At 48.7% G+C, this 26557-nt stretch carries 21 protein-coding genes and 2 tRNA genes; 8 read left to right on the top strand and 15 right to left on the bottom strand.

Annotation, left to right across the window (positions count from 1 at the left end):
• Positions 1 to 444, top strand: a complete 444-nt coding sequence (locus tag RYZ26_RS11920; RefSeq protein WP_317683439.1) for an NUDIX hydrolase — start codon at positions 1 to 3, stop codon at positions 442 to 444.
• Here the strand turns inward: RYZ26_RS11920 and RYZ26_RS11915 are convergent.
• The 3 genes from RYZ26_RS11915 to RYZ26_RS11905 are packed head-to-tail and all read right to left on the bottom strand — an operon-like array spanning position 408 to position 6137.
• Positions 408 to 1787, bottom strand: coding sequence for an HlyD family type I secretion periplasmic adaptor subunit (locus RYZ26_RS11915; protein ID WP_317683438.1), 1380 nt, complete (start codon positions 1785 to 1787; stop codon positions 408 to 410). The genes RYZ26_RS11920 and RYZ26_RS11915 overlap by 37 nt on opposite strands.
• Positions 1784 to 3976: a peptidase domain-containing ABC transporter gene (locus RYZ26_RS11910; protein WP_317683437.1), complete on the bottom strand. Its 2193-nt coding sequence runs from the start codon at positions 3974 to 3976 to the stop codon at positions 1784 to 1786. The genes RYZ26_RS11915 and RYZ26_RS11910 overlap by 4 nt, the downstream gene beginning before the upstream one ends.
• Positions 3969 to 6137: a peptidase domain-containing ABC transporter gene (locus tag RYZ26_RS11905; RefSeq protein ID WP_317683436.1), complete on the bottom strand. Its 2169-nt coding sequence runs from the start codon at positions 6135 to 6137 to the stop codon at positions 3969 to 3971. The genes RYZ26_RS11910 and RYZ26_RS11905 overlap by 8 nt, the downstream gene beginning before the upstream one ends.
• Positions 6138 to 6707: 570 nt before the next feature.
• Here RYZ26_RS11905 and RYZ26_RS11900 point away from each other — a divergent pair.
• Entirely contained in the window at positions 6708 to 8990 is a 2283-nt protein-coding gene (locus tag RYZ26_RS11900) for an LPS-assembly protein LptD (RefSeq protein ID WP_317683435.1), read from the top strand.
• 74 nt (positions 8991 to 9064) lie between these two features.
• On the opposite strand, the gene RYZ26_RS11895 is transcribed toward RYZ26_RS11900, so the two are convergent.
• From RYZ26_RS11895 to RYZ26_RS11880, 4 genes are all read right to left on the bottom strand, one after another.
• The gene (locus RYZ26_RS11895) at positions 9065 to 10864 is read right to left on the bottom strand and encodes a PHA/PHB synthase family protein (protein ID WP_317683434.1); all 1800 of its coding nucleotides are present in this window, start codon (positions 10862 to 10864) and stop codon (positions 9065 to 9067) included.
• Positions 10865 to 11064: 200 nt separating this feature from the next.
• Positions 11065 to 11829 carry a histidinol-phosphatase gene (hisN, locus tag RYZ26_RS11890; protein WP_317683433.1) on the bottom strand — a complete coding sequence of 255 codons (765 nt, stop codon included), beginning with the start codon at positions 11827 to 11829 and terminating at the stop codon, positions 11065 to 11067.
• A gap of 1 nt (position 11830) precedes the next feature.
• The gene (locus RYZ26_RS11885) at positions 11831 to 13297 is read right to left on the bottom strand and encodes an NAD-dependent succinate-semialdehyde dehydrogenase (RefSeq protein WP_317683432.1); all 1467 of its coding nucleotides are present in this window, start codon (positions 13295 to 13297) and stop codon (positions 11831 to 11833) included.
• A gap of 49 nt (positions 13298 to 13346) precedes the next feature.
• Positions 13347 to 13685: a DUF1491 family protein gene (locus RYZ26_RS11880; protein WP_317683431.1), complete on the bottom strand. Its 339-nt coding sequence runs from the start codon at positions 13683 to 13685 to the stop codon at positions 13347 to 13349.
• A gap of 33 nt (positions 13686 to 13718) precedes the next feature.
• Between RYZ26_RS11880 and RYZ26_RS11875 the strand changes: the two genes are divergently transcribed.
• From RYZ26_RS11875 to RYZ26_RS11855, 5 genes are all read left to right on the top strand, one after another.
• Positions 13719 to 14111 carry an HIT domain-containing protein gene (locus RYZ26_RS11875; protein WP_317683430.1) on the top strand — a complete coding sequence of 131 codons (393 nt, stop codon included), beginning with the start codon at positions 13719 to 13721 and terminating at the stop codon, positions 14109 to 14111.
• A 61-nt stretch (positions 14112 to 14172) separates the two neighbouring features.
• Positions 14173 to 14802 carry a TetR/AcrR family transcriptional regulator gene (locus RYZ26_RS11870; protein WP_317683429.1) on the top strand — a complete coding sequence of 210 codons (630 nt, stop codon included), beginning with the start codon at positions 14173 to 14175 and terminating at the stop codon, positions 14800 to 14802.
• Between the two features lie 157 nt (positions 14803 to 14959).
• The gene (locus RYZ26_RS11865; RefSeq protein ID WP_317683428.1) at positions 14960 to 15127 is read left to right on the top strand and encodes a hypothetical protein; all 168 of its coding nucleotides are present in this window, start codon (positions 14960 to 14962) and stop codon (positions 15125 to 15127) included.
• A gap of 90 nt (positions 15128 to 15217) precedes the next feature.
• Entirely contained in the window at positions 15218 to 15538 is a 321-nt protein-coding gene (locus tag RYZ26_RS11860) for a peptidylprolyl isomerase (RefSeq protein WP_317683427.1), read from the top strand.
• A 17-nt stretch (positions 15539 to 15555) separates the two neighbouring features.
• Positions 15556 to 16224: a hypothetical protein gene (locus RYZ26_RS11855; RefSeq protein ID WP_317683426.1), complete on the top strand. Its 669-nt coding sequence runs from the start codon at positions 15556 to 15558 to the stop codon at positions 16222 to 16224.
• On the opposite strand, the gene RYZ26_RS11850 is transcribed toward RYZ26_RS11855, so the two are convergent.
• Entirely contained in the window at positions 16225 to 17364 is a 1140-nt protein-coding gene (locus tag RYZ26_RS11850; RefSeq protein WP_317683425.1) for an alpha-hydroxy acid oxidase, read from the bottom strand. It abuts the gene before it with no gap.
• A 278-nt stretch (positions 17365 to 17642) separates the two neighbouring features.
• Here RYZ26_RS11850 and RYZ26_RS11845 point away from each other — a divergent pair, with 278 nt between their 5' ends.
• A complete protein-coding gene (locus RYZ26_RS11845; protein WP_317683424.1) occupies positions 17643 to 19328 on the top strand; it encodes a methyl-accepting chemotaxis protein in 1686 nt (561 codons plus the stop codon).
• A gap of 9 nt (positions 19329 to 19337) precedes the next feature.
• On the opposite strand, the gene RYZ26_RS11840 is transcribed toward RYZ26_RS11845, so the two are convergent.
• The 7 genes from RYZ26_RS11840 to RYZ26_RS11810 all read right to left on the bottom strand — a co-directional run bounded on the left by RYZ26_RS11840 (position 19338) and on the right by RYZ26_RS11810 (position 26502).
• The gene (locus RYZ26_RS11840) at positions 19338 to 20666 is read right to left on the bottom strand and encodes a (Fe-S)-binding protein (protein WP_317683423.1); all 1329 of its coding nucleotides are present in this window, start codon (positions 20664 to 20666) and stop codon (positions 19338 to 19340) included.
• A 150-nt stretch (positions 20667 to 20816) separates the two neighbouring features.
• Positions 20817 to 20892, bottom strand: a tRNA-Glu gene (locus tag RYZ26_RS11835).
• 69 nt (positions 20893 to 20961) lie between these two features.
• A tRNA-Glu gene (locus RYZ26_RS11830) sits at positions 20962 to 21037 on the bottom strand.
• Positions 21038 to 21175: 138 nt separating this feature from the next.
• Positions 21176 to 22957, bottom strand: a complete 1782-nt coding sequence (gene recJ / locus RYZ26_RS11825) for a single-stranded-DNA-specific exonuclease RecJ (RefSeq protein ID WP_317683422.1) — start codon at positions 22955 to 22957, stop codon at positions 21176 to 21178.
• 10 nt (positions 22958 to 22967) lie between these two features.
• Positions 22968 to 23948, bottom strand: coding sequence for a class II fructose-bisphosphatase (gene glpX / locus RYZ26_RS11820; protein WP_317683421.1), 981 nt, complete (start codon positions 23946 to 23948; stop codon positions 22968 to 22970).
• A gap of 15 nt (positions 23949 to 23963) precedes the next feature.
• On the bottom strand, positions 23964 to 25256 hold the full coding sequence (locus RYZ26_RS11815) for a homoserine dehydrogenase (RefSeq protein ID WP_317683420.1): 1293 nt from the start codon (positions 25254 to 25256) through the stop codon (positions 23964 to 23966).
• Between the two features lie 49 nt (positions 25257 to 25305).
• A complete protein-coding gene (locus tag RYZ26_RS11810) occupies positions 25306 to 26502 on the bottom strand; it encodes an LL-diaminopimelate aminotransferase (protein ID WP_317683419.1) in 1197 nt (398 codons plus the stop codon).
• Between the last annotated feature and the right edge of the window lie 55 nt (positions 26503 to 26557).

Below are 26557 nucleotides of genomic sequence, written 5' to 3'. Positions count from 1 at the left end.
ATGCGTACTTACCCCGACAGACCCTGGGTTGGCATTGGCGTTGTCGTCCATAGAGGGGAAGAAATCCTGCTCATTAAACGTGCAAAGGAACCTAACAAAGGGATCTGGAGCCTGCCGGGTGGCGCGCAGCATGTGGGTGAAACCGTTTTTGACGGCGCCGCACGTGAAGTTCTGGAAGAAACCGCGATCTACATCAAAGACCCACAATTCATCGACTGTGTTGATTCCATTCACACCGATGAAGATGGACGGGTCAAGTATCACTATACCTTGATCGAGGTTTCCTGCCTTTATGACCACGGTGGTCTAAAAGCCCTGGACGATGCGGCAGCAGCCCGTTGGGTACCCTATTCCAAACTGGGAGAATATGATCTCCCCGCTTTTACACAGCGCGTGATTGATCTGTCTTATCGTTCGCGGAAGGCTTCGTTGACCGAAGAATAAACAGGTTTCAGCAGATACTGCAGCAGTGTCTTTTTACCTGTTGTCACGTCAGCCTGAACTGTCATCCCCGGCATGATCCGGTTGCTTTCCGGGTCATAGCCCACATAGCTTCGATCAAGGGTGATAGTACCTTTATAGTATGGGTCTTCCTGTTCATTCATAAAGGTGGTGGCTGAGATGTTTGTCAGCTCCCCCGTGATCCCGCCGTAACGGGCATAATCAAAACTGGTAATCTTAACCGTAACAGGCTGACCGACACGCATGTGACCAACATCCTTGGTTTCAATCTTCGTTTCAACAATCAGTTCTTTATCCAGCGGAACGATTTCAGTGATCGTTGCACCCGGTGCCAACACACCGCCTACCGTCGAAGCTTCGAGGCCTTTTACGATTCCGCGAACAGGGGCAACGACTTCCAAACGATTTACACGGTCATCCAGTTTTGCCAAGGCTTCTCGAACCTGGGCCAGCTCTGATGTTACCGTTCCCATTTCCTGCAACGCCTGTTCTTTGGCTTTAGCGATATCCTGTGCCAGTCTACTTTTTGCCTCTTCGTGAGCTTCAATCGCTTTGAGACGTTCCTGAACCAGTTTATTCACCTCGCCACGTGATTGGTTCGCCTGACGTTTCAGGTCAAGATAGACGACTTTGGATGTCAGCCCCTGCTTATATAGCTTTTCACGCATCCGAAGTTCATCTTCAATGATGCTCGTCTGTTGACGTTCCGTTGCCTCTTTTTCATCCATAACATCCAGTTCTGTACGTGTTTGTTCAATCTGATTGAGCAATACCTGTCTACTACTGTTCTGGGAACTGGTTTGCACTTGATAAATGGCTTCCTGATCTTTCACCAGGTTTGCGTATTCTTTTCCGACAATGGAAAAATCAGGTTCACGGTCCAGACCAACCGCACGCAGTCGTTCCGCTTTCAACAACAAAGATGCACGACGAGCTTGCATTTGTGCACGTTCAGAATAAGCAGCCGCAGGGTCAAGGCGTAACATAATGTCGCCCGCCTCTACGATCTGGCCTTCACGCACCAGAATTTCTGAAACGATCCCACCCTCAAGGTGCTGAATGGTTTGAATACGGCTGGAAGGCACAACTTCGCCAAAAGAAATCGCAACCTCATCCACTTCTGTCACATAGGACCAGAGGATAAAGGCAACAATAACCAGACCAACCGTCATCATTCCAGCACGGATTAATGAGGAACTGCCTGCTTCTTCCAATACAACGGATTGCGCCAAATAACGCGTTTGGCGTGACCCGATTTTAAACTGGACCGGATGAAGCGGCTTATCACCCTGATCGTTGTTCGTTGTAACTTCTTGACCACTCATAGGAAATCTTTCGGCAAGTGGGGTTTTACATCATCAGTTGGACCATACATTTTCATATGACCATTTTCCAGCCACAGGATTTTATCTGCAATTTTCAAGTGACTTGGCCGGTGGGTCACAATGAAACTACAAACACCTGTTTCTTTCAAATCGCTTACTGTTCTCATAAAGGCCTGATCGTCATCGAAGTCAAGCCCATTGCCCGGTTCATCAAACAACATAATGCGCGGATTTTTAATAAAACAGCGCGCAAGGTTCAGGCGTTGCTGAAAACTGGTTGGCAACTGTCCACCTGTGCCTTCGCCAATCCGCGTCCAGAACCCTTTGGGCAAGTCTTCAATATCTTTCAGAACATTTGCTTTTTCACAGGCAGCCGCGACTTCTTCGTCGGATGCTGCCGGATTTGAAAGACGCAGGTTCTGGGCTATTGTACCATAAAAAAACTGTGTTGTTTGTGGCGCATAACCAATCATTTGCCTTAATTCAACCGGATCAAGCTGTCGAATGTCGGTTTGATCCACACGAATACTGCCAGCCTGCGGCACATACATTCCCAATAAAAGCTTTAAAATCGTAGACTTACCCGAACCGTTACCACCCAGGATGGCCAAAACTTCGCCCGGCTTGATATCAAAATTCACACCAACCAAAGCAGGATCTGCTTCGGGGGAATAACGCAGGGAAACACGACCAAACTCGATAAAACCCTCAATTTTGCGGTTTGAATTCACCACGTGGTCTTTATGTTCGGAATTAATGTTCATCAGATTGTTGATCTGCGTAATCGAAGAGCGTACCTGTTCCACACGGGTCAAGGTCACAAAACCGGACTGCAGCGGGCCTAACACGCGCCAAACCAGGATCATGGAGGCAACCAGTCCGCCAATGGTCATCACACCGTCAAATACGCGAAAAACACCAAAGCCGATCGTTGCCACACCTGATGTAATCATCAGAACATGAGAAATCGTAGTCAGGTAGGTCGTCACTTGCGTGGACTTAAAGCTCGCCATAGAAGCCTGTGCAGACAGTTCACGATAACGCGCCAACCATGTTTCTTCGGCATTGGTATATTTAATCGCCCGCATGGAAGAAATGGTTTCGATCACCAGTTCCTGACGCTTGGACCCAAAACGCGCCGTCGCACTGATCGCATCCCGGATCATCGGTCCAAAAGCCAGTGCGACCAACCAGAACAACACCAACATAAAGATAGGAACAATTGCAACGGCGCCACCCAAAATGAAGATAACTGTAATAAAGATGAAAGAAAACGGAATTTCAAACAGCACCACAGCCATCGGGCCTGTGAAAAAATCACGTACAGATTCGAAGTCTTTGATCCGGGCAACCTGCGCACCAATAGTGGCACGTTCGGTAAAGGCTGGCGGCAAGAACATGATCCGCTTGAAGACCTCGTTCCCGACTATGTGATCAATCCTGGCACCAACAAAAGCAAATATCCGCGTTCGAATTTTACGCAAGACATAGTCGCAGATTATGGCAATTGACACGCCGACACCAAAATAGGCCAGCGTGGACATAGAGCCTGTTGCAACCACCTTGTCATAGACCGCCATCACAAACAGCGGTGTTGCCAAGGCAAGCAGGTTTAGCAGCAAGGTCAGGCCAAGAATTTGATAAACCAGAGAACGGAACCGTTCCATGACCATCCAAAACCAGCCGATTTTCTGTTGAACAAGCTTCTGTTCATCCACATCAACAGATTTAAAAAAATAAGCTGTCCCTTTCAGGACCATGTCATTGCCGCTTAGCGTGACATAATCCCCTGACCCGCCGCTAAAGACACGCAAGCCAAAATCGCTACGTGCCAACGGAATGCAGGCAGCACCATCGTCAGGGACAAACAGGCAGGGCATCAAGCGAGGGTCAATTTTATGAAGTTCAATACGTTCCGGGCGACTTGAATATTGCAGGTTTGCCATTACGTTACGGAAACCTGTGAGATCGAGTTCATCGGCAAAGTGCGGCATAGCTTCCGCGATATTACGTTCCTGACCGCGCCAGCTTAGGGATAAAAGCAGCACTTCAAGGCAGGCAGCAAAATCTGAAATTTCGCGCAGGTTTGCAAGCAGAGGCGACTTTTTAATTGCTTCTGCCGTCGGGACCAGCGGCTTTGATTCCGCGGGGACCTGAGCGACTTCTATTTGCCCTAACGCTTCAGCCATCGGTCTTTTCCGTTTCCTGCTTGGCGCGTTTCTTCAACACAAATTTCGGTTTTTCAGTCACAGAAGCCTGATCGGCCGTTGGCGGAATAACCTTGATCTTGGACTTGATCTGTTTAACTTTTTCTACCTCAGGCACATCCACACTTTCAACATCCTGCACTTTCGCTGGTGCTTTCTGTAACACCGGACGCTTGGGCATGGCATCCCCCATTTGGGTGGCCTGCATTTTTTCAGCATTTTTAAGTTTCGTTCTTTCCAAAACCTGTTCTGCCATCGTTTTAGGCGCAGTTTTTTGGCCTTGTTCAGTTGGGTGTTGAACGACAGGATTCTGTGCAGTTTGTTGCGGCTGAACGGGTGCTTGAGGCTGCACAGGCGGCTGTTGCGGTGCAACGGGCGCCGCAGGAGCAGCCGGTGCAGGTGCAACGGGACCTTTCGGACCTTCTACCTGCGGACCTGGGGCTGCAGGCGGTGGAGTAAACTGTTCTGCTTCACGTTTGATCAATTCCCCATTATTCAAATCATAAACTTCATCCGCCATGCGCAACAGCGATGGACGGTGAGAAACCAGAATCAAAGTACGTTTACCGCGTGCCTGTTCCAAAAATTCCGTCAAAACGCGATCGCCCGCGCTATCCATCGCAGCGTTGGCTTCGTCGAATAACAGGACCACAGGATCAGACATCAACGCACGCGCAATCGCTACCCGCTGTTTAATACCGCGTGGCAGAGAATCGTAAGCGCCGTTACCAACATGCGTGTCATACCCCAAAGGCATACGCGCAACCACATCGTCCAAACCAAGAAGCCGGGCCATACGGAGGGCCTTTTCTTCCAGTTCGGGCTTGAACATGGTCAGGTTATCAAGAATTGTTCCGTTAAACAGCACACCATGCTGCGGCAGATACGCGATCTTTCGACGTACACTGGAAGGATCAATCTCGTTAATTTCCTGTCCACCGATCAGAACCTCCCCTTGCGAGGTACGCATGGCGCCCATCATTAAATATAGAAGCGAGCTTTTACCACTGGCATTGCCGCCGGAAATGCCGATAATCTGGCCGGGTTCCACGGTCAGATTTACATTCTGAAACAAAGGTGGTTGGTCTTCTTCAAACTGCAGAGCCACATTACGCAATTCAATATGACCTTCATATTCGGCGCCAATTGCAGGCAGGTTACCTTGCGTTTCTGGTTGTAATTCAAAGATCTCGCGCATCTTGTCGCGGGCCAGTTGGATTGACTGGAAGCGCGCCCAAATCCCGACAGCGCGTTGCAACGGCTGCATAGAACGGCCTGACAACATGGTACAGGCTGCCAAACCACCAACAGTCAATTGACCATCAATAACAAACGTGCTGCCAAAACCAACGACAGCAAACATGGTTACCTGAGAATATAAAGCCCCAAGCCCCATTGCGGTGGAGCTGTGGCGCGTCACATCATAATCGGTTTTCGCACAAGCTTCCTGCAGACGTTCATAACGGCGCAGCATCTGGGTTTCCATCGCCATTGACTTTAATGTATGAATGCCGCGCAAGACTTCGATAATAAAGTTGAAGCGACGTTCGTCGGCCTGCATCCGTTCAGCCAGGGCGCTACGAAGACTTCCCCCGACCCGCCAGGCGCTCAGGGCAAACAAAGTGATCAGAACAATGGGAACAAACACCAGGCTACCTGCAAGATAACTGATCAGCATCAGGAAGATAAACGCAAAAGGCAGATCAAACAACGTCATCATCGCCTGGCCTGCATAAAATTCTTTAAGTGTACCTAAGGATCCAATACGTTCCAGATGAACACCGGAACCTTCTTTTTCAAAATCATTCACACTGGTTGAAAGTACACGTTCAATCGCCGCACATCCGGCCATATGTTCAAAACGTGCCCCGACCCAGCCACTCAGATAGGCTCGACCGATACGAAGCGCGGCCTCCAGCAACAACGCAATTGCGATGCCGCCAATCAACATCGCAAGCGTATTAAGAGAACTATTCGGTAAAATCCGATCGTAGATCTGAAGCAATGACAATGGCATGGCCAAAGACAACAAATTAATAAAAAGGGAAGCCAAAAGTATGTCAAACATACCGAAGGGGATTTTGGAATTTTTCCCCAACCGGGCAAGCCAGTCGACCTTTTTATCTTTGTCGCGTTTGAACATCTATTTCAATTCTCAATCCCTAATCGCATGAGGCGCAATTCTTATTCATTAATGCCAGCTATAGCACATTCTCAGTTGAATGCAATTTACATAAAATTTTATCTATCTCAATTCCAGACATAACTTAAGCAGATCATAACTCAAACAATTGCACTATTAACCTACAGCCCCAATCACAAACAAACTATTAAGAAATCTGTTTAAAATATGCCTTTAACACCATTTATTTAACTTCCTCTCCAAAATACAGCCTCACCTTGCGAAAGGTTTCATCCTTCCACAATAATTTAGGATAAACCGGCGCCACCACAAGCGCACAAGGCCGATTCCAGCGATCAATTAATAGTGATTCGCACAAAATAAAAAGGATTTTGATCGCAATACGGTTAACTAAAAAGAAACACCTTCCCTGACATGATGATCCATACTTGCGCGTAATGGGATAATTTCCTAGTATCCGCGCTGCTTGGTATGGGTTGACACAAGAGAATATGGGTAATGTTCATTAAACAAAGAAAATCACGACATAAGTTGCCGTTGAAAACGATCTTCGCAACCTGCACTGCCCTTATGTCTTTGCACACATTCCAGGCACAAGCACAGCTTTCTATTATGGGAGTGCTGGATACGCGTTCTCTCCATAAGCCCCGCCCTGCCCCGGTTGTGCAGCAAGCACCACAAACGCAACAACAAAGTCAGCAGCAAATTCAGGCAGTACCGACGTACACCCCACCCCCCGTTTATACGGCCCAACCCAGCCTGAACAATGCCCCACGTACAGCTTTTTCAGCTGAAGAAATTGGGTTCCATAAAGACCTGGGGGTCATTACCGCAAAAGGTAATGTCGAAATTATCCATGATGATCGGGTCCTGATTGCAGATACGGTTTCCTATAACCAAAATAAAAATGTCGTAACCGCATCCGGGAATGTCCAGGTCATTGACCCGGAAGGCAACGTGACCTTAACAGAATATCTTGAAATCACATCTGACCTTAAAACAGGCATCGCAAAGAAACTGGTTTTATCCCTTGCGGACCGCTCTGTCATTACAGCGGCAAACGCACAGCGCAAGGAAGGTCGTTATACCATCGCAGAAGACGCGACTTATTCCCCTTGTGAAAAATGTCAGGATGACCCGGAACGACCCCTCGCCTGGAAACTGACAGCGAAAGAAATCGTTCACGATGGCAAGCAGCGACGTTTGGAGTATTCAGATGTCTTCTTTGAAGTGTTTGACGTACCTGTCCTCTATTTCCCCTATTTTACACATCCTGATCCAACGCGAAAAAGAGAAAGCGGCTTCCTATCGCCCAGTTTTGGATCACGCGGAACCCTTGATGGCTTTATTACTGCGCCATTTTTCGTCAATATTGATGATTCAACGGACCTGACACTGGATCCGACTTATTATTATAACCTTCAACAAGCTCATCTTGGGGCAGAATACCGCCAGCACCTGACAACCGGTGAAATTCGTCTGGGTGGCAGTCTCACCTATGCAGATGGTGGTGAAGGTGCAACCTCTACAGAAAAAGAGGAATTCCGTGGTCACATTGATAGCGAAGGCGTGTTCAATGTTGATCAGACATGGCAATGGGGGTTTGATATCAACCATGCGACTGACGAAACCTATATCCGCCGTTATGGCGTAGATGACCGCTCTGACAACTCCCACCTGGTCTCAGAACTCTATATGGAAGGGTTCCGTCATCGCAATTATATGAAAACAAACCTGAATATTTATCAGGAACAACGCGAAATCAACACCTCTGATCTGCAGGATGCCAAGGTGGAATATCAGTTCCAACATCTCAGCAACCCAAGTTCCACCGGGGCTTACACACGACTGGATGGCGATTTCTACACCGTTAACCGGAAAAACGATGTGCGCACGTCACGCCTTTCCGCCGATACCTCCTGGGTTGTCCCCTATACTTCTGACACGGGTGATTTAATTACGCTGGATGCAAATCTGATCACAGCGGCCTATTACATGTCACGCTTCATCCCGGATAACGATTCAAATAAATATTCGGGTGCGCAGGTTCGGGCTGTACCAAGCCTGAGTATGGAATGGCGTAAGCCTTTGAGTCGGACACAAATGAACGGCCAGGCAAATGAAATCTTTGAACCGATTGTAAAGGTTAAAGTCGCACCGAACGTTGGTCAAAACCATAAAATCGCCAACGAAGACAGCCAGGATTTCGAATTTGACGACACTAATCTGATGAAGACCAACCGCTTTACCGGGATTGATGAAATCGATGGCGGTCAGCGAATTGATTTTGGTTTCAACTGGGGTATTTTTGGACGTGAAGGTGGCTACAGCCAGATGTTTATCGGGCAGAGCTATCGCATGCGCGACGATGACACGTATGACACCAACTCTGGTCACAAAGATAATCTTTCAGACATTGTTGGTCGCGTAGAAGTTAGCCCATCAAACTTCCTTGATGTTCTCTACCGCTACAGATTGGACAAAAGCAACATGTCCCTCAATCGCAGCGAAACCGGCTTTACAGTTGGACCAAAATCAACACGGTTCAACCTGTCTCACCTTTTTATTGAAGGCTCGGGTGATGATTCTGAATATGGTACCCGAGAGGAAATTTACGGTAAGCTCGACAATAAAATCAGCAAGAACTGGTATAGTTCTATCGACGGGCGCTATCGACTAAACGATCCTGAAGGCGGCATCTCATATGGCGGCAAGCTTGGCTATGCCGATGAATGTACTGAGCTTTATCTGGATGTACGCCGCTCCTTCTCCGAAGACAGAGACATTGAACCAAGCGATTCCATCACCCTTCGTCTTGAACTGAAAAATCTTGGTGGTGTTGGCATCTTCTAAAAGATCATAACGAACCAATAAAAAAGGGTTGGAAATCGTCCAACCCTTTTTTTTGTTTCCTGGCGAATATCTGACTAGTCAGTCATTCTTACTTTTACGTAAGAACCCGGTGCATCTTCAAACGCCTTGTACTTGTCACTGCCCGGTGTGCGCGCCTCAACTTTGCCACCAGAATGACGTGAAATCCACTTCTTCCAGTCCTGCCACCATGACCCTTCATGCTGAGTTGCCCCATTCAGCCATGCATCCGGCTCTGATGGTTTCTTGGTGTTTGTCCAATAGCCGTATTTCCCAGAGTTTTCAGGATTGATGATCCCGGCAATGTGACCAGAACCACCCAGAACGAACTTGCACGGACCAGACACACGTTGTGTCAGCGCATAAGTCGATTTCCAAGGTGCAATGTGATCATCGTGCGTAGAGATCATATACATTGGCGTTTCGATCTTGCCCAGATCAATCGGCACACCGTTCAGTTCGATACCATTCGGCTTGCACAGCTTGTTTTCCAAATACATTTTGCGAAGATAGAATTTATGCATCATCGCCGGCATCCGGGTCGGATCAGAGTTCCAGTACAACAAATCAAACGGGAAAGGTTCTTTCCCCATCAGATAGTTGTTTACAAAGAATGACCAGACCAAATCGTTGGCGCGCAACAGGTTAAACACCTGCGACATCTCGGACCCTTCCAGATAGCCCAGGCGTTCCATATGCGCATCCAGCAGTTCCATCTGTTCGTCATCGATGAAGACGCGTATTTCACCACATTCTGTGAAATCTGTCAGAGTTGTAAACAGCGTTGCTGATTTAACCTTGTCAGCCTGATCAGTCGCAGCAAGATAAGCCAGCGTACAGGATGTCAGCGTCCCACCGATACAGTAACCAGCCATATTAACCTGATCTGCGCCAGTGATCTCTTTAATCACGTCGATTGACGCCAATGGACCTTCCTGCATGTAACAGGAGAAATCTTTATGCGCCAGTTTTTCGTCCGGGTTAACCCAGGAAATCACAAAGACCGTATGGCCCTGATCAACTGCCCATTTAATGAGGGAGTTTTTGGGCTGCAAATCCAGCACATAAAACTTGTTGATCCATGGCGGAACGATCAAAAGCGGGTTTTTGTTTACTTTTTCCGTTGTTGGTTCGTACTGAAGCAGCTGAATAAGCTGGTTTTGATAAACGACTTTACCCGGCGTAGAAGCAACGTTTTTGCCCAGTTCAAACGCATTAACGTCCGTCATGGATACTTTCAGCTTGCCCTTGCCCTCTTCCAGATCATCCAGGAAGTGCTGGAACCCTTTCAACAGGCTTTGACCCTGGGTTTCCACAGCTTCTTTGATCACAGTCGGGTTTGTCGCCACAAAATTACTTGGCGCCAATGACTGTACAAAGTTACGGGTATAGAAATCGACCTTGGCTTGCGTACCTTCATCAATGCCTTTTACGTCAGACATTGTGCTTTTGATCCAGCGCGCCGTCAGCAGGTAATATTGCTTCACCGCATCGAAATAAATTTCTTCTTCCCAGGCTTCGTCTTTAAAGCGGCGGTCCCCACTCACCGGTTTTGCGACGGGCTCTGACTCCTGCCCCAGCATACGCTGCGTTACGTGCTGCCAAAGGGCGGTATATTCCTGCCACAGGTTTGCTTGTGCCTGTGCCAGTTTTTGCGGGTCCTGCATCAATTGTGCGGACGCTTTCATAAAGGCTTTACCAACCACATACGGGTCGGGAATTTGGAAGCCATCATCTTCAGCTTGAGCTTCCAGAAATTTCGTCATGATCCGTTGTGAACGATCAGCGAAATCTTGCATAGATTCCAGAATTTCCTGTTGATCCACATTTAGCAAATTTTGTTGTTCTTGGGTCAATCCCCGTTCCTCCCAGAATTGTTCATTTTTTTGCACACTAGATGCAGTCAAATCTAAATCATCATCAATGTCAAATTTGAAGTGTCAAAGTGATACCTAAATTAGACAAGTTTCACACGCGCTATTTTTGCATTGTGCCTATGATTTAATCACAAGCCTTTGTTTTAACTGTGCTGAAACGTCCAAATACGTGAGTTTACTTATGGTTTTAATAAATCCATAACCTGTTCATGTAATTCAGGTGTCGCGGCTGCAACCAGTCGCCCATCCCAATCCAGGGTTACCTCGCTACCGTCCCAGCCGGTTGCGATTCCACCAGCGCCTTCAATCACGGGCACCAGCGCCATCGCATCATAAGGTTGTAATCCTGCTTCGATAACTAAATCAATGTGACCCGCCGCCAGCAGCGCATAAGCATAACAGTCCGTCCCGTAACGCGTGCACTTGGCCTTTGCCTTTACACGGTCAAACGCCGCACGTTGGTCATCCGTAAACAAATCCGCATCTGTTGTAAAAAGACTGGCCTCTTCCAAAGCCACACCTGTTCGCACGTGACAGACTTTTCCGTTAAAGGTCGTCCCTTCCTTGGTCCCCACAAAGCGTTCCTGCATCATAGGAACATCCAGCACGCCGACAACGGGCTTGTTGTTTTCCAAATAAGCAATAAGCGTCCCAAACCATGGTGCCCCGCAGATGAAAGACCGTGTTCCATCAATCGGGTCCAGTACCCACATGTGCGTGCCGTCCCCATCCTTGATACCATGCTCTTCGCCAAATATCCCGTGCGCAGGATATTTGGCTTCAATCAGATCACGAATGGCTTGTTCAGCCGCCCGGTCAGCAATCGTGACCGGGCTTTCATCTGCCTTATCAATGATGGCAACATCACTGCGGAAATATTCCTTGATGACCTTGCGCGATGCTTCCGTCAAACTTTCAGCAAAGGTAATGAGTTCCTGCGACATCTTATTTGTCTACCCCGCCCATGCAGAGGTATTTAACCTCAACGAAATCTTCAACACCGTATTTGGAGCCTTCACGGCCAATGCCGGACTCTTTGATCCCGCCAAAAGGTGCAGCTTCGGTTGAGATAATGCCTTCGTTGATCCCGACGATCCCATATTCCAGACCTTCCGATACACGCCAGACACGGCCCAGATCACGGGCATAGAAATAAGCCGCCAGACCGAATGGTGTGTCATTGGCTTTCTCAATAACTTCTTCTTCGCTCTCAAACTTGTAAAGCGGGGCAACAGGACCAAAGATTTCTTCAGATGCCACACGCATGTCTGTTGTCACACCTGTCAGGATCGTTGGCTGATAGAATGTCCCGCCCAGTTCATGCGGCTCCCCGCCCATAACGACAGTCGCCCCCTTATCTTTGGCATCATTGACCAAGTCCTGCACTTTATCAATAGCCGCCTGATTGATCAACGGGCCCTGGGTCACGCCTTCTTCGTTACCATGACCGACTTTAAATTCTTTCACAGCAGCAGCCAGTTTTTCAGCAAAGGCATCATAGACACCTGCTTGTACAAAGATACGGTTTGCGCAGACACAGGTTTGTCCTGCGTTGCGGTATTTCGATGCAATAGCACCTGCCACAGCTGCATCCAGGTCTGCATCATCAAATACGATAAACGGTGCGTTGCCACCCAATTCCAATGAAACCTTTTTCACCTGATCAGAACATTGTTTCATCAACAGCTTGCCAACAGGTGTGGACCCGGTGAAGCTGACCTTTTTAACAATTGGATTGGATGTAATTTCCCCACCAACAGCAGGCGCTTTGCCTTTGTTACAAGGCAGAATGTTCAAAACCCCTTTAGGGATACCTGCCTGTTCCGCCAGTTCGGCCAAGGCCAATGCTGTCAAGGGCGTATCTTCTGCAGGCTTTACGACAGCCGTACAGCCAACAGCAATCGCAGGTGCCACTTTACGAGTGATCATAGCGAGCGGGAAGTTCCAGGGCGTGATGGCCCCGATAACACCGATCGGCTGCTTGATCACAACAACACGTTTGTCCGCCCCATGTGCCGGGATCACATCGCCATAAAGACGTTTGCCTTCTTCTGCAAACCATTCAACGAAGGAGGCACCATAACCGACTTCGCCGCGTGCTTCGGCCAACGGCTTACCTTGTTCGGTCGTCATCATGACAGCCAGATCTTCCTGATTGTCCATAATCAGTTTGAACCAGGCCTGCAGGATATTTGCACGTTCCTTTGCAGTCTTTGCCGCCCAAGGCTTTTGTGCTTTATCAGCAGCCTCAATCGCGCGTGCCGTTTCCGCAGCGCCCATATCAGCAACAGACGAAATCACTTCCCCATTTGCAGGGTTCACAATGTCAAAAGTGGCCTTGTCATCCGCATCGACCCATGCGCCGTCGATATAAGCCTGATTGTGAAGTAAGTTTGCATTTGAAAGCTGCATTATTGTCTCCGATTATTTTAAAATTTCTGTGACGTTACCTGAGCACTATCTATTGAACAAGCTTTGCGTCCAGTTCGTATGCGTTTTTTGGATCTTCGATTTCCAACACCCACAAATCATCGTCACGTTCAACCTGCCTGCGGATATAGTCATCACAGGCGCGTTCATCAACGTAACCGTCTTTCAAGCCATGCATCCAGCCGCGTTCCCCATCAATTGTGGTCACAGGGACGAAGACTGCACAGCCATCATTAAACCGATTAAGCTTAATCAGCACAGAACCTGAATCTGCATCCCCTCTGCGAATGACCATTGCGGAAATAAAATTTATATCGCACATTCGCAACTGAGACTGGACCCACAATCCTGCTTTTAATCGATCAGACACTATGATCTTCCTTTTTGATAATCGAGTAAGCCTATGTTTAAACTAAACGAGAGAATTGACAACGATACGTTTGAAATTTGTGAACTCTCCGCCTGTAAACTCCTATTGATGAATGATCAAAACTATCCGTGGATTTTGCTGGTCCCCATGTTTGCGGATGTGACAGAACTCCATCATCTCTCTATTGGAGATCAAACAAAAGTGCTGGCTGATATCAATCAAGCCTCACAGATCATGGAAGACATGTTTAAACCAAAATCCCTGAATGTTGCGGCGCTGGGCAATGTGGTCAGCCAGCTGCACATCCATATCGTGGCCCGTTTTGAAGATGATGCAACATGGCCTGGCCCCGTCTGGGGGCAAAAACCTGCAATCCCTTACGACGATGAAAAACGTCTGAACCAGCTAAAAGACGCATTCAAGTAATTGCAAATATCCGTAGAAAGAAGTAGAACCTTGGTAGCAAGACACAGGGGATCACAAAACCATGGTTGCCAAACCAATCAAACGACGCTCACGCATTCGCGAACGTAATGAAGAAGCGATTTTAAAAGCAGCAGAAGTCATCTTCGCACAGCGTGGGTTTGGCGCTGCCACAACGGCAGAAATTGCATCTGCGGCGGGCATCCCGAAAGCGAACCTACATTACTACTTCAAGACCAAAGAAGACCTCTATACCCATGTGCTGGAAAACATCCTGACCACATGGCTGAAAGCCGCAGATGATTTTGATGAAAATCATGACCCGCGCGAGGCGTTGGAAAATTATATCCGCACCAAGGTTGATCTATCCCGCACACGTCCTGAAGCGTCTAAAATCTTTGCCAAAGAAATTATCAGTGGTGCACCTTTCCTGAAAAAGCATCTACAGGATGACATCAATCCCTGGATGGATGCCAAAATCAAAATCATCAACGGCTGGATCGAACAGGGTAAAATGGGCCCGGTTGATGTACCGCACATGTTTTTCCTCATCTGGTCCATGACCCAGACCTACGCTGACTTTTCCACCCAGATGGAAATTGTTTTGAAAAAAGACAAGCTGGACCAAAAAGACTTCGACACAGCGGCAAATATGATCGTTAGTTCAATCTTTTCTTTATGCAACCTTAATTAAATTGTCATTTGTGTGATCTACGTCACGCCGCTATTAAGTCTCTACCTTTATATATTGATTGCCTCACCCGTTTAGGGGATGTGACCGGACCCGTTCTGGACTACATCAGGGGCGAACAAACAAGAAAGTCCAAAATAGGATCAGCGGAGCGCGAACAATGTTATCGACTACTAAATGGTCACAACGCGGTGAAGAACCAAAATTAAACGACTTGATGTCCGACCCAATCGTCGGCCTGATCATGGCGCGTGATAACCTGCAAGCCAATGACGTGTGGAAAGTTGTCGAAAAAGCGAAAGAGCAAATCGACAAAAAAGCCGCCTAACCCCCTTCCCTTTTGGGCAAGACAGATGTAGATTGTGACAAAAGCGTCCAAGGGTTGGGCGCTTCTGTTTTATGTAACTGGAGAATATCTATGTCAGGTCAAGTTGGCGCTGCCCACATCCTGTTAATGTATGCTGGCTCAGCCCGCTCAACAGCCACACGTTCCAAAGAAGAAGCCCTGGAACAAATCACTAAAATGAAAGCTGACATCGACGGCGGTGCAGATTTCGCTGATCTCGCAAAAAACAACTCTGACTGTCCGTCCGGTTCTAACGGTGGCGACCTGGGTATGTTTGGTCGTGGCCAGATGGTTCCTGAATTTGAAGAAGCAGCTTTCAACATGGAAGTTGGCGAAACAAGCGGCGTTGTGGAAACTGATTTCGGTTACCACCTGATCCAGCGTACCGCTTAATCCTTTCGAGGTTCATTGTGACAGGCGTTGATCTAGAACATCCCGAAGTCATCTTCATCAAGCGACTTGATGGGACGGGCTATGGTTTTTTCTATTCAACGCCTGCACAGTTTGACAATGCGGCAAATGGCTTCATCTATCCGATCAAGGAACGCATTAAAAAAGAAGCCGAAGAAAAACAGGAAACGCCCAAAAATGCGCGTGAACTGTGTTTAAAAGCCTCCATCACATCCATTGAAAAAGTGTTTGACCCCAATTGGGACGACAGCGCCGGACTGGACGGTGCACGTTGTGTTGCTGCATCCTGTGTTGCTGAAACCAAATGGGATGACACCGTGCCGCAATGTATCGTCATTGAACAGGCAGGTGACGACATCACCCTTCGTGAAGGGTTTGAATTTCTGGACCATCCGGGTTATCCGCTTTCAGTCATTCTCGGCCATAAGGGCGATGGCGGCGGGCTGTGCACTTTCTTTGATACCGAAGAAGAATTCAGACAGCAGGCAACCAGACCGCCCAGCAAGGATGTCTGGCTCCCACAATTGATCTATCGTCTTTATAAACGCACCCCGTCCATCATGACAGGTGTGCCCACACCACCTGCCGAAGAAGGCAAAGGGGTCGGTGTGGAATTCAATGCCTTTACATTAAACCGTAAGGGCCAGTTGATTGAGCGTGCCCGCTAATTAACGCAAATTCGCACGTGACAACTGATCCAAAGACTTTACACCCATCAGGCGCATATCGCGTTCGATCTCAGCACGCATCTGTTCCAGGAAACGTTCAACACCATTTTGTCCGGCTGCGGCCAACGGATAGAGGTACCCGCGACCAATCCCGACAGCTTTTGCGCCCATAGACAAAGCTTTCAAAACGTGGGTTCCACGCTGCACACCGCCATCCATCATGACATCCAGCTTGTCGCCTGCAGCATCAACCACTTCACCCAACGCATCAAAGGCAGTGCGAGACCCATCCAGCTGACGCCCCCCATGGTTTGACAGCACAACACCTGTACAGCCGATGGAGGCCGCCTGTTTTGCATCTTCCGGGGCCATCACGCCTTTCAAGCAGAACTGACCATCCCATTCAGCAACCATATCTTCGATATCTTGCCAATTCATGGTCGGGTCCAGCATCTCGGTGAAATAACGCCCGATGGAGGCTGCGCCACCGCTCATGTCGATATGTTCTTCCAGTTGCGGCAGTTTGAAACCTTCATGGGTGACATAATTGATCCCCCATGCTGGTTTAATGGCAAATTGGATCATGCCGCCCAACGTCAGACGAAACGGAATGGAAAAACCTGTGCGCAAATCGCGTTCGCGGTTACCGCCTGTGATACTGTCTACGGTCAGCATCATCACTTCAACGCCTGCCTCTTTCGCGCGCTGCATCATGGCTTTGTTCAGGCCACGGTCTTTATGGAAGTAAAACTGGTAGACCTGCGGGTTCTTATGTTTCTTGCGGACCTCTTCCAGACTGACGGTCCCAAGCGAGGATACCCCGAACATGGTGCCATATTTTTCAGCTGCAGCCGCCACAGCCCGTTCCCCCTGATGGTGGAACAGACGCTGCAATGCCGTTGGGGAACAATAGATAGGCATATCGATCTTCTGGCCCAGAACTTCAACCGACATGTCAACTTCGTCTACACCACGAAGGACATTTGGGACCAGGTCAACATTTTCAAAGCTGGAGGTATTCTTGCGATGCGTCACCTCATCATCCGCAGCCCCATCAATATAATTAAAGATCGGCCCCGGCAGACGACGACGTGCAAGTTCGCGAAAATCTTTAAAGTTATGGCAATTCTTCAGACGCATCGGTTCTCTCCTGTTATTTCATGCATAGAGAAATGACAGAATGGTAAATTTTGGTCAAGTTATTTTACCAATTTTATAAATTTACATAATATAGCGTTCATTTCTTCGGATTCCTTGAGATTTTGGTTACCAATTTTCCACTTATGCATAAATTGGTATGTGCATCTTATTCTATGTGAACCACTTCACACAGTTTCTCACATTATGTTTATCGCACTTGATTTCATTCTCATTCCTCAACCCGCTACCTTTGTGGTGCATTAAATCTGGAGTGTGTCATGCGTATTTCAACACGAGTTATTATCGGTTTTGCAGGAATGCTGGTAGTCCTTGCTGCCCTGTCCTTCATCGCTATTAAAGAAGTCAATTCCATCAACGCCCATCTGGGTGTGATCAACGAAGTCAACAGCGTCAAACAACGCTTTGTCATCAACTTTCGCGGCAGCGTCCATGACCGCGCCATTGCTATTCGCGATGTGGTCCTTGTAACATCGGATCAAGAAAGAGCCGCTTCGGTCAAAGAGATCGAAAATCTGGCTGATTTCTACGCCAATTCTGCCACACGCATGAAACAGATCATCGCGGGACGCACGGACAACACCCAGGAAGAACTAGATATCCTGGACAGCATCAACGAAACCGAACGCATGACCCTGCCCCTCATTGATCAAATCATTGACCTGAAAGCCAAAGGCAACGCGAATGAAGCACATGCCATCCTGATGGAAAATGCTCGCCCGCTATTTATCCAATGGCTCGCCCAAATCAACCAGTTCATCGACCTGCAGGAAAAATTCAATAAGGAAGCCGGCGCATCTGTCAATGAAACAGCAAGTGGTTTCCAACTGTTGATCCTCAGCGTCCTTGGTGGTGCGATTGCAATCTCCGTTGCTTTGGGCGGATGGAACATCGCCTCCATCCGTCCCTTGACCAAATCAACAGAGATTATGCAACGACTGGCAAAAGGTGACCTGAGCGTAGAAATTCCTGACAATCGTGAAAACAACGAAGTCGGTGATATCCTAAATAGTCTGGATGCCTTTAAAGAGGCAGCCGAAGAAAAGCTTGCGATTGAACAAAAACAGGAAGAGCAACATCGCCTGAATGAGGAACAGAAACGCGCCTCCATGGATAAACTTGCCGTTTCCTTTGAAGAAAGCGTCGGTGGTGTGTCCGGTCATGTTGAAAAATCTTCAAATGAATTAAAAGCTTCCTCTTCCATCATGACCAAGGCAGCCAGTCAGGCGAGTGACAAATCCTCTCTGATTGCCAGTGCTGCTGATAATGCTGCAAACAACGTACAGACCGTTGCAGCCTCCACCGAACAGCTTTCTGCCTCCATCCGCGAAATCAGCATGCAGGTCAGCAAATCAACCGAGATTGCAAGTGAAGCTGTGGAAGAAGTTGAACATACAACACAGATGGTCAGTGGCCTGACATCGGCAGCCCAACGCATCGGTGATGTGGTCAATCTGATTACCAATATCGCGGACCAAACCAACCTTCTGGCCTTGAACGCCACCATCGAAGCTGCGCGCGCGGGTGATGCAGGCAAAGGATTTGCGGTTGTGGCAAGCGAGGTTAAGAACCTTGCCAACCAGACAGCCAAGGCAACGGAAGAAATCAGCCAGCAGATTTTTGACATTCAAAACGCCACCCAATCGTCTGCAGACGCCATCGGCAACATCAGGAACACGATTCAGAATATGAATGGGATTACAGCTTCCGTTTCTGCCGCCGTTGAACAACAAACAGCAGCTACAAATGAGATTGCCCGCAGCGTGGAACAAGCCGCCCTTGGCACATCCGAAGTTTCCACCAATATCAAAGGCGTGATTGACACCATCAACGAAACATCAAGTGCGGCTGTTCAGATCGAAGCGGCGTCGCATGAACTGTCATCTCAATCAGATCACCTGAAAAAGGAAGTCAGCAACTTCCTTCAATCCGTCAAAACGGGATAAATCGCGCTTTTACATTACGGGATGCTTTTCAGGGTCACTATCCAGAAAAGCTTCCCCCAGCAACTGCTGAACGATCACATTACGCACATCTTCCATATCGAGGTTGTGCGCTTCAATCTCTTCCCTGCTTTCAGCAATGATCAGATCTGCATCCTGCATCAAGCGCAATTTCTTAAACATGTCATCCTGCGCAATGCCCATACTCTGACCAATCAGGTCCATGTAATTGACAATCTCAAACGGCCAGCTGGGTTCATGACGCACCAGTTCACGGTGATCAGAATGATAGACACCTGCAAAAGTCGTGATCCCGGCCTCTTGCCCTTTTTTCAAGAAACCAGCCAGATGCTTCTTCGCAAAATCAGGATTGGTCAATGTTGCCAATTGATAACCGACCTTCTGCATGCCCAGATCAACCACTTCAAGCCCCGGAATTGCACTTAACAATTCGATGACAGCCTCCGTCACACCGATGGAGCCTGGATATTCATGCAACGCCACCCGCTTATTAACCGGATGTTTCAGATGCGTTTTTAACTGATCCAGATGTTTGGCCAAAAAAACCGGGAACATGGTCATATCAAACGGCTTGCCGTGATCAACCGCATAGCTGGGAATCAGGTTCTCGTTAAACTGGATCTCGCAGGTTGGACACCATGATAAAACTTCAGACGCCCCGGTCTTTGCAAAGCGATCAATGGTCTTGCCACCTTGTCTGGCTGAATTTTCATCATCGCCCGACCACATCTGCAGAATGCCGCAACAGTTTGCAGGCCCGCCATGGACCTCATACGACATTTCAAGGCGATCCAGCACATCCAAACACAACAAGCCAATGTGCGGCGTTTTAAGCATGTTACAGCCCGTATAAAAGATCAGATCAGGTGCCGCATCACGTTTCGGATGCGACGATGGACTGAGCCGCCCCATCACATCCGGCGGCAACTGCAGACGTGATATCAGACGCACGCCCGTGCTCATGACCTTGAAGCTGTCTTTGCCCTGTTGCTTACGAATCTCCGGTGCATTTTTCTTTTTCAACTGACGTTTTGCCATGGCCAGCATAAAGCGCGGATTGATCCCTTCTTGACAAACAGATTTGCAGAACCCACTCGCACAACAGCTTGCCGCCCAACTTTCAGAAACTGCTGGTCCCTCTCCCGTTTTTAAGAGGGTGAGAACACCGTTTGCGACCTCTTTGGCATCAATGAAGTCCAGATCATCAATGGCAGGCGTCGGACAGACCTCAACACAAGCACCACAGGATGTGCACTTTTCGAGAATCTCATTCACACGATCATTTAAGGATTCGACAATTGATTGGGGATTAAATGCCATAACGACCTCCGAAACTTTATTTAGTCACGCTAAAATGAGAATCAAAGGAGATCAATCGAATCATTGTCGTGGTGACAATATTATCCCAATTCTAAAAACTGATTCGGAAAATAAAAAACGCTGCCAACTTAATGACAGCGTTTTTCGAAATGGCATCTCCAAGGGGACTCGAACCCCTGTTGCCGCCGTGAAAGGGCGGAGTCCTAGGCCACTAGACGATGGAGACCTAATATGTAAACAAGTAAAATAAATAAGAACAGATGTCCATATTTTTCTTGTCTTAACCGAGCAGTGATGGCGACCCCTACGGGACTCGAACCCGTGTTACCGCCGTGAAAGGGCGGTGTCCTAGGCCACTAGACGAAGGGGTCATCGCTGTCGGTGAGCGGGGTTATAGACGATGCTTTGGGCTGCTGGCAAGACCTAAATTTCATTTTTTGCACTTTTTTTTCATCTTCTAACAAAAACCTTATAAAACAGTCAGTTAGACCTTAAAAAAGATGCGTGTTCTAGGTTGCAGCGGATACAGATTTTGTAAATGCTGCATCATCAATCAGCATTTGCACAGATGTGCCCCCACCCCATGTATCCAGTTTCAAACGACCAGCTACATGAAGCTTCTGCCCATTGTGATGTAACAGGGCCTGTCCCAAGTCCGTATCAAGCGCGCGAAAGGCAATTGCCTTTAATCGAACACCGAATTGGTCGGTCAAATAACAGCGCACATGATCGCGTCCAACCACATCGGCACGCTGCACATTCACATCACCCAACACAAACCTTGGCTGCGCATTGCCCGCCCCGAATGGGCCCACCTGTTCCAACTCTTCCATCAAGGCAGGTGTCACACCGCTTGGTGAAATTACACCGTCGCAGCTATAAGTCGGCTGAACATTTTGTTCCACGATCTGCTGACCGATACGATCCTGCATAAAGGTTTTAAATTCTTCCAACTTATCTTCAGCCACCGTAAAGCCTGCGGCCATGGCATGACCGCCCCCTTTGACCAGCAAGCCTGACTGGCGGGCTGCAATAATCGTGTTGCCCAGATCAACACCTGTAACAGATCGACCGGACCCATGCCCCTGCCCGTCCGCAAGCGATATAACGCAAGCTGGCAGGCTGTAACGATCTTTCAGACGCGATGCCACAATCCCGATGACACCGGGGTGCCAGTCGGTTCCGACAGCAATCACAATGCTGGAATGATCCTGTCCGTCCACTTGGGCAATGGCTTCATCCAGAACGTTTTGTTCCAACTCTTTCCTGTCCGCATTATATCCATCCAGCTGGGCTGCGATTTCAGCCGCCAGTCCAGGATTATCGGTTGATAGCAGGTTCGCCCCAAGATAGGACTCCCCCACTCTGCCACCAGCGTTTACACGTGGACCCAGAATATATCCGGCATGATAGGCTTCAGGCGCTTCATTAACACCGGATGTATCAGCAAGCGCGGCCAAGCCCGGGTTCCCCCGTCTCGCCATCACCTTTAAGCCTTGCATCACAAAGGCACGGTTCAGCCCTTTAAGCGGCACAACGTCACAAACAGTACCCAAGGCAACCAGATCAAGCAGATTTAAAAGATTTGGCGCTTTGCGGTCATCATTGAACCATTCTGCTTCGCGCAGGGCACGGTTAACGCCCACAGCAAAGATAAAGGTCATGCCGACAGCGGCCAGATGCGCATATTGACCGTCTTCATCCATGCGCTTGGGATTAATCAGCGCCACACATTCCGGCAGCTTGACTTCGGCTTCATGGTGATCAACCACCACCACGTCCAGGCCAAGCTGTGCCGCTTTTTCCAATGGTTCAAACGATGTTGTGCCGCAATCCACGGTGACAACCACTTTGACACCTTGTTTGTGCAACAATTCCATCGCTTCAGAATTCGGGCCATAGCCTTCGCTCATACGGTCCGGGATATAGATGGTGGATTTTGCACCAACACTGTTTAAGAAACGCCGAAAGAGGGCGGATGACGTTGCACCATCCACATCATAATCACCAAAAATAGCGATCAGTTCTTCATCCTGAATGGCTTGCGCCAAACGCGCGACGGCCTCTTCCATCCCTTTGAAATGATTAGGATCAGGCAGCAGGTCACGGAGTGTCGGATTTAAAAAAGTCTGGGCATCATCCAGATTGACGTTACGTGCCGACATGACACGGCCTGTCAGTTCTGAGACCCCTAAACGCTGGGACAAGGTAATGGCGACACGTTCATCAAAGTCACGTGCCACCCACCTTTTACCGGAAACGGATTTTTCAACATTCAGAAGATAATCCATCTCTTACGTCTTATTCTTCCAGAGCACCAGATCGTTCCAGATCGTGGTAAGCTTCGATAAAACGAACCGTGCCGCTTTTTGAATTCATCACCAGCGAATGGGTCTGTGCTTTTGATCCAACGCGTTGGACGCCTTGCAACAATGCCCCGTCGGTCACACCCGTCGTGGCAAACATAACGTTGCCCTGCACCAGATCATCCAGTGAATATTTTTTTTCCAGATCTTCAATTCCCATGCTGATCGCCACTTTTCGTTCTTCTGGTTTTCTAAAGACCAGACGACCCTGGAATTGCCCGCCAATGCATTTAAGGGCTACCGCACCCAACACACCTTCAAGTGCCCCACCGATACCAATATAAACATCAATGCCACTTTTGGGCTGGCTTGTTGCGATAACGGCAGAAACGTCCCCATCCGGAATCAGTTTGATACGTGCACCTGTTTCGCGAATGCTGGCAATGATGGCTTCGTGGCGTGGACGTTCCAGAACGCAGACAACCAAATCGGCCACTTCACAGCCTTTGGCGTCTGCAATGGCACGCAGGTTTTCTTCGGGTGTTGCATCCAGATCAACGATACCTTCGGGCAGACCACCGCCAACGGCGATCTTATTCATGTAAACTGGGGGCGCCTGAAACAGCTTGCCACGTTCTGCCATCGCGACGATAGACAGGGCGTTCGGCCCGCCTTTGGCAGCAGAAGTGATACATTCCAGCGGTTCAAGGGCGAAATCAATTTCAGCCCCTTCGCCCATACCCACTTTTTCTCCGGTATAGAGGATAGGATTATGCTCCTGATCCCCTTCACCGATAACGACACGGCCATCGATATACATACTATTCAAGGCTTCCTGCAGGGCTTTTGCCGCACAGGTATCTGCCAGTTCTTCATCGCCACGTCCCATGACCGAAGACGCGGCAACCGCTGCAGCTTCTGTTGCGCGGACCGCTTCGAGCGCCAAATTGCGGTTTATTCCACCAAGTTGAGACATTAATCGCCCCTTTTATTAAAAATCTTCAATGCGAATCATACGTGGGGTTTCCACGACACTTTCCAAGGCCTCAATGCCTTCAAGCGCTTTTAACATCGCTTCTTCACTTGTTTCATGCAAAGTTAGAACCAGTGGCACGGACCCGCCAGGGGCACGTGTGCGCTGAACAACGGTTTCCATAGAAACGTCATGTTCTTTCAACACACCTGCCACATCAGCAAACACGCCAGGCTTATCCAGAACCATCAAGCGAAGATAATATGCACCCTTGTGACGTGCCAATGGTGAAGATGGCAGTTTTTCAAGCTTATCAGCAGGAACGGAGAATGTCGGAACGACAAGACCGCGTGCGATATCAACCAGATCACCCACAACAGCCGATGCTGTCGGACCTTCCCCGGCACCACGGCCTTCAAAGACAGTGCGGTCAACAAAGTTACCTTCAACCACAACCGCGTTAAAGACGTCTTCCACACGGGAAATCGGTGTTTCTTTAGACACCATGCACGGATGAACACGTTGTTCAACATGGCCGTTTTTGCGCGATGTGATGCCCAACAGCTTGATGCGATAGCCCAGTTCTTCAGCAAACTGAATATCAACGGGTGATACATGACGAATACCTTCGACCTGCACCCCGTCAAAATCAACTTCGCAGCCAAAAGCAACACTGGTCAGGATTGCGAGCTTGTGCGCCGCATCGACACCATCTACGTCAAAGCTTGGGTCAGCTTCGGCATAGCCCATGTCTTGTGCTTCAGACAGGATCACATCGAAATCACGACCTGTTTCGCGCATGTTGGTCAGCATGTAGTTACAGGTCCCGTTCAGGATACCGTACACACGGTCAAACTGATTACCTGCCAAACCTTCACGCAAGGCTTTGATGATTGGAATACCACCAGCAACGGCTGCTTCATAAGCAACAGAAACGCCTTTTTCTTCGGCTGCCTTGGCCAGGGCAGTCCCGTGATGGGCGATCAGCGCTTTGTTGGCAGTGACCACATGTTTGCCGTTTTCGATAGCTGCTTCGCACAATGCTTTTGCGATGCCGTCGGATCCGCCGATCAGTTCCACAACAACGTCCACATTGTCGTCCGTTGCCATGTCCACAGGATTGTCATACCAGGTCATGCCGTCCAGTGACACACCACGGTCACGGTTACGATCACGTGCGCTTACTGCCGTGACTTCGATGCCACGACCACAACGTGCGGAAATCGCATCGGCATTATCATTGAGAACTTTAATGACACCAGCACCGACTGTGCCGAGGCCGGCGATAGCAATTTTAATGGGTTTGTCCATAGTTCACTTAACCTAACAAACAACGGGAATAGAAAAAGGTCGAAAAATATTAGAGAGCTTCACCAGTATTATGCGTTCGCATAAAGTTTTTGATGTTTCGCACAGCCTGACGGATGCGATGGGCATTTTCCACCACACCGATACGCACATAGCCTTCGCCATGTTCACCAAAACCAACACCAGGGGCAACCGCCACTTGCGCTTCTTTCAGCAGAAGTTTTGAGAACTCAAGCGATCCAAGGTGCTGGAATTTCTCAGGGATCGGCGCCCAGGCAAACATGGTTGCTGGCGGGCTTGGGATATCCCAGCCACAGGCAGCCAGACCGTTAATCAGCAGATCACGGCGGTGTTTATAAAGTTCACGCACTTCATCTACACAGTCCTGTGGACCGTTCAGTGCAGCCGCAGCCGCCACCTGAATGGGGGTAAAGGCACCATAATCCAGATAGGATTTGATGCGTGTCAGCGCACTGATCAGTTCTTTGTTGCCTGTCGCATAGCCAATACGCCATCCCGCCATAGAATATGTTTTCGACATGGAGGTAAATTCAACAGCAATATCCCACGCGTTTTTCACCTGTAAAATGCTGGGGGGTGGGTTGTCGTCGAAATAAATCTCTGCATAAGCCAGATCAGACAAGATCCAGATACCATGATGGCGGCAAAAATCCACGATCTCTTCGTAAAACGCCAGATCACAGACACAAGCTGTCGGGTTGCTGGGATAATTGATCACAATCGCAGACGGTTTCGGCAAGCTATGCTGAACCGCACGTTTCAGGGCTTCCAGCATATCTTCGCCCGGATAGGCCGGGATATTCCGCACAGATGCACCCGCAATCATGAAACCAAAATGGTGGATTGGATAAGATGGGTTCGGCACCAAAATCACATCACCGGGTGTGGTGATGGCAGATGCCAGATTTGCCAGCCCTTCTTTTGACCCAAGCGTCACAACAGTTTCCGTTTCCGGATCGACCTTTACGCCGAAACGACGCTCGTAATAAGCAGCATTTGCATTACGCAGGCCTTTGATGCCACGAGAGACTGAATAGCCATGGGTCTTCGGGTTATTTACGGTCTCGATCAACTTATCCACAATGTGACGTGGAGTTGGAGAGTCCGGGTTACCCATACCAAGGTCGATGATATCTTCGCCCGCCGCTCGCGCCGCTGCCTTCATTGCGTTTACTTCAGCAAAGACATAAGGGGGCAAGCGTTTGATGCGATGAAAATCGTGTTCCATGACCTCAGGAGACCTTCTATATAAGAGTTAAAAATAAAATAGGCTTTCCGTAAAG

The organism is Terasakiella sediminum, from assembly GCF_033100395.1.
Classification (GTDB): domain Bacteria; phylum Pseudomonadota; class Alphaproteobacteria; order Rhodospirillales; family Terasakiellaceae; genus Terasakiella.
This window is presented reverse-complemented; position numbering and strand designations above follow the sequence as displayed.

Coding starts and splice junctions, on each gene's coding strand:
- RYZ26_RS11920 (WP_317683439.1), top strand. CDS start 1: ATGCGTACTTACCCCGACAGACCCTGGGTTGGCATTGGCGTTGTCGTC.
- RYZ26_RS11915 (WP_317683438.1), bottom strand. CDS start 1,787: ATGAGTGGTCAAGAAGTTACAACGAACAACGATCAGGGTGATAAGCCG.
- RYZ26_RS11910 (WP_317683437.1), bottom strand. CDS start 3,976: ATGGCTGAAGCGTTAGGGCAAATAGAAGTCGCTCAGGTCCCCGCGGAA.
- RYZ26_RS11905 (WP_317683436.1), bottom strand. CDS start 6,137: ATGTTCAAACGCGACAAAGATAAAAAGGTCGACTGGCTTGCCCGGTTG.
- RYZ26_RS11900 (WP_317683435.1), top strand. CDS start 6,708: ATGTCTTTGCACACATTCCAGGCACAAGCACAGCTTTCTATTATGGGA.
- hisN (WP_317683433.1), bottom strand. CDS start 11,829: ATGTCGCAGGAACTCATTACCTTTGCTGAAAGTTTGACGGAAGCATCG.
- RYZ26_RS11885 (WP_317683432.1), bottom strand. CDS start 13,297: ATGCAGCTTTCAAATGCAAACTTACTTCACAATCAGGCTTATATCGAC.
- RYZ26_RS11875 (WP_317683430.1), top strand. CDS start 13,719: ATGTTTAAACTAAACGAGAGAATTGACAACGATACGTTTGAAATTTGT.
- RYZ26_RS11870 (WP_317683429.1), top strand. CDS start 14,173: ATGGTTGCCAAACCAATCAAACGACGCTCACGCATTCGCGAACGTAAT.
- RYZ26_RS11865 (WP_317683428.1), top strand. CDS start 14,960: ATGTTATCGACTACTAAATGGTCACAACGCGGTGAAGAACCAAAATTA.
- RYZ26_RS11860 (WP_317683427.1), top strand. CDS start 15,218: ATGTCAGGTCAAGTTGGCGCTGCCCACATCCTGTTAATGTATGCTGGC.
- RYZ26_RS11850 (WP_317683425.1), bottom strand. CDS start 17,364: ATGCGTCTGAAGAATTGCCATAACTTTAAAGATTTTCGCGAACTTGCA.
- RYZ26_RS11845 (WP_317683424.1), top strand. CDS start 17,643: ATGCGTATTTCAACACGAGTTATTATCGGTTTTGCAGGAATGCTGGTA.
- RYZ26_RS11840 (WP_317683423.1), bottom strand. CDS start 20,666: ATGGCATTTAATCCCCAATCAATTGTCGAATCCTTAAATGATCGTGTG.
- recJ (WP_317683422.1), bottom strand. CDS start 22,957: ATGGATTATCTTCTGAATGTTGAAAAATCCGTTTCCGGTAAAAGGTGG.
- glpX (WP_317683421.1), bottom strand. CDS start 23,948: ATGTCTCAACTTGGTGGAATAAACCGCAATTTGGCGCTCGAAGCGGTC.
- RYZ26_RS11815 (WP_317683420.1), bottom strand. CDS start 25,256: ATGGACAAACCCATTAAAATTGCTATCGCCGGCCTCGGCACAGTCGGT.
- RYZ26_RS11810 (WP_317683419.1), bottom strand. CDS start 26,502: ATGGAACACGATTTTCATCGCATCAAACGCTTGCCCCCTTATGTCTTT.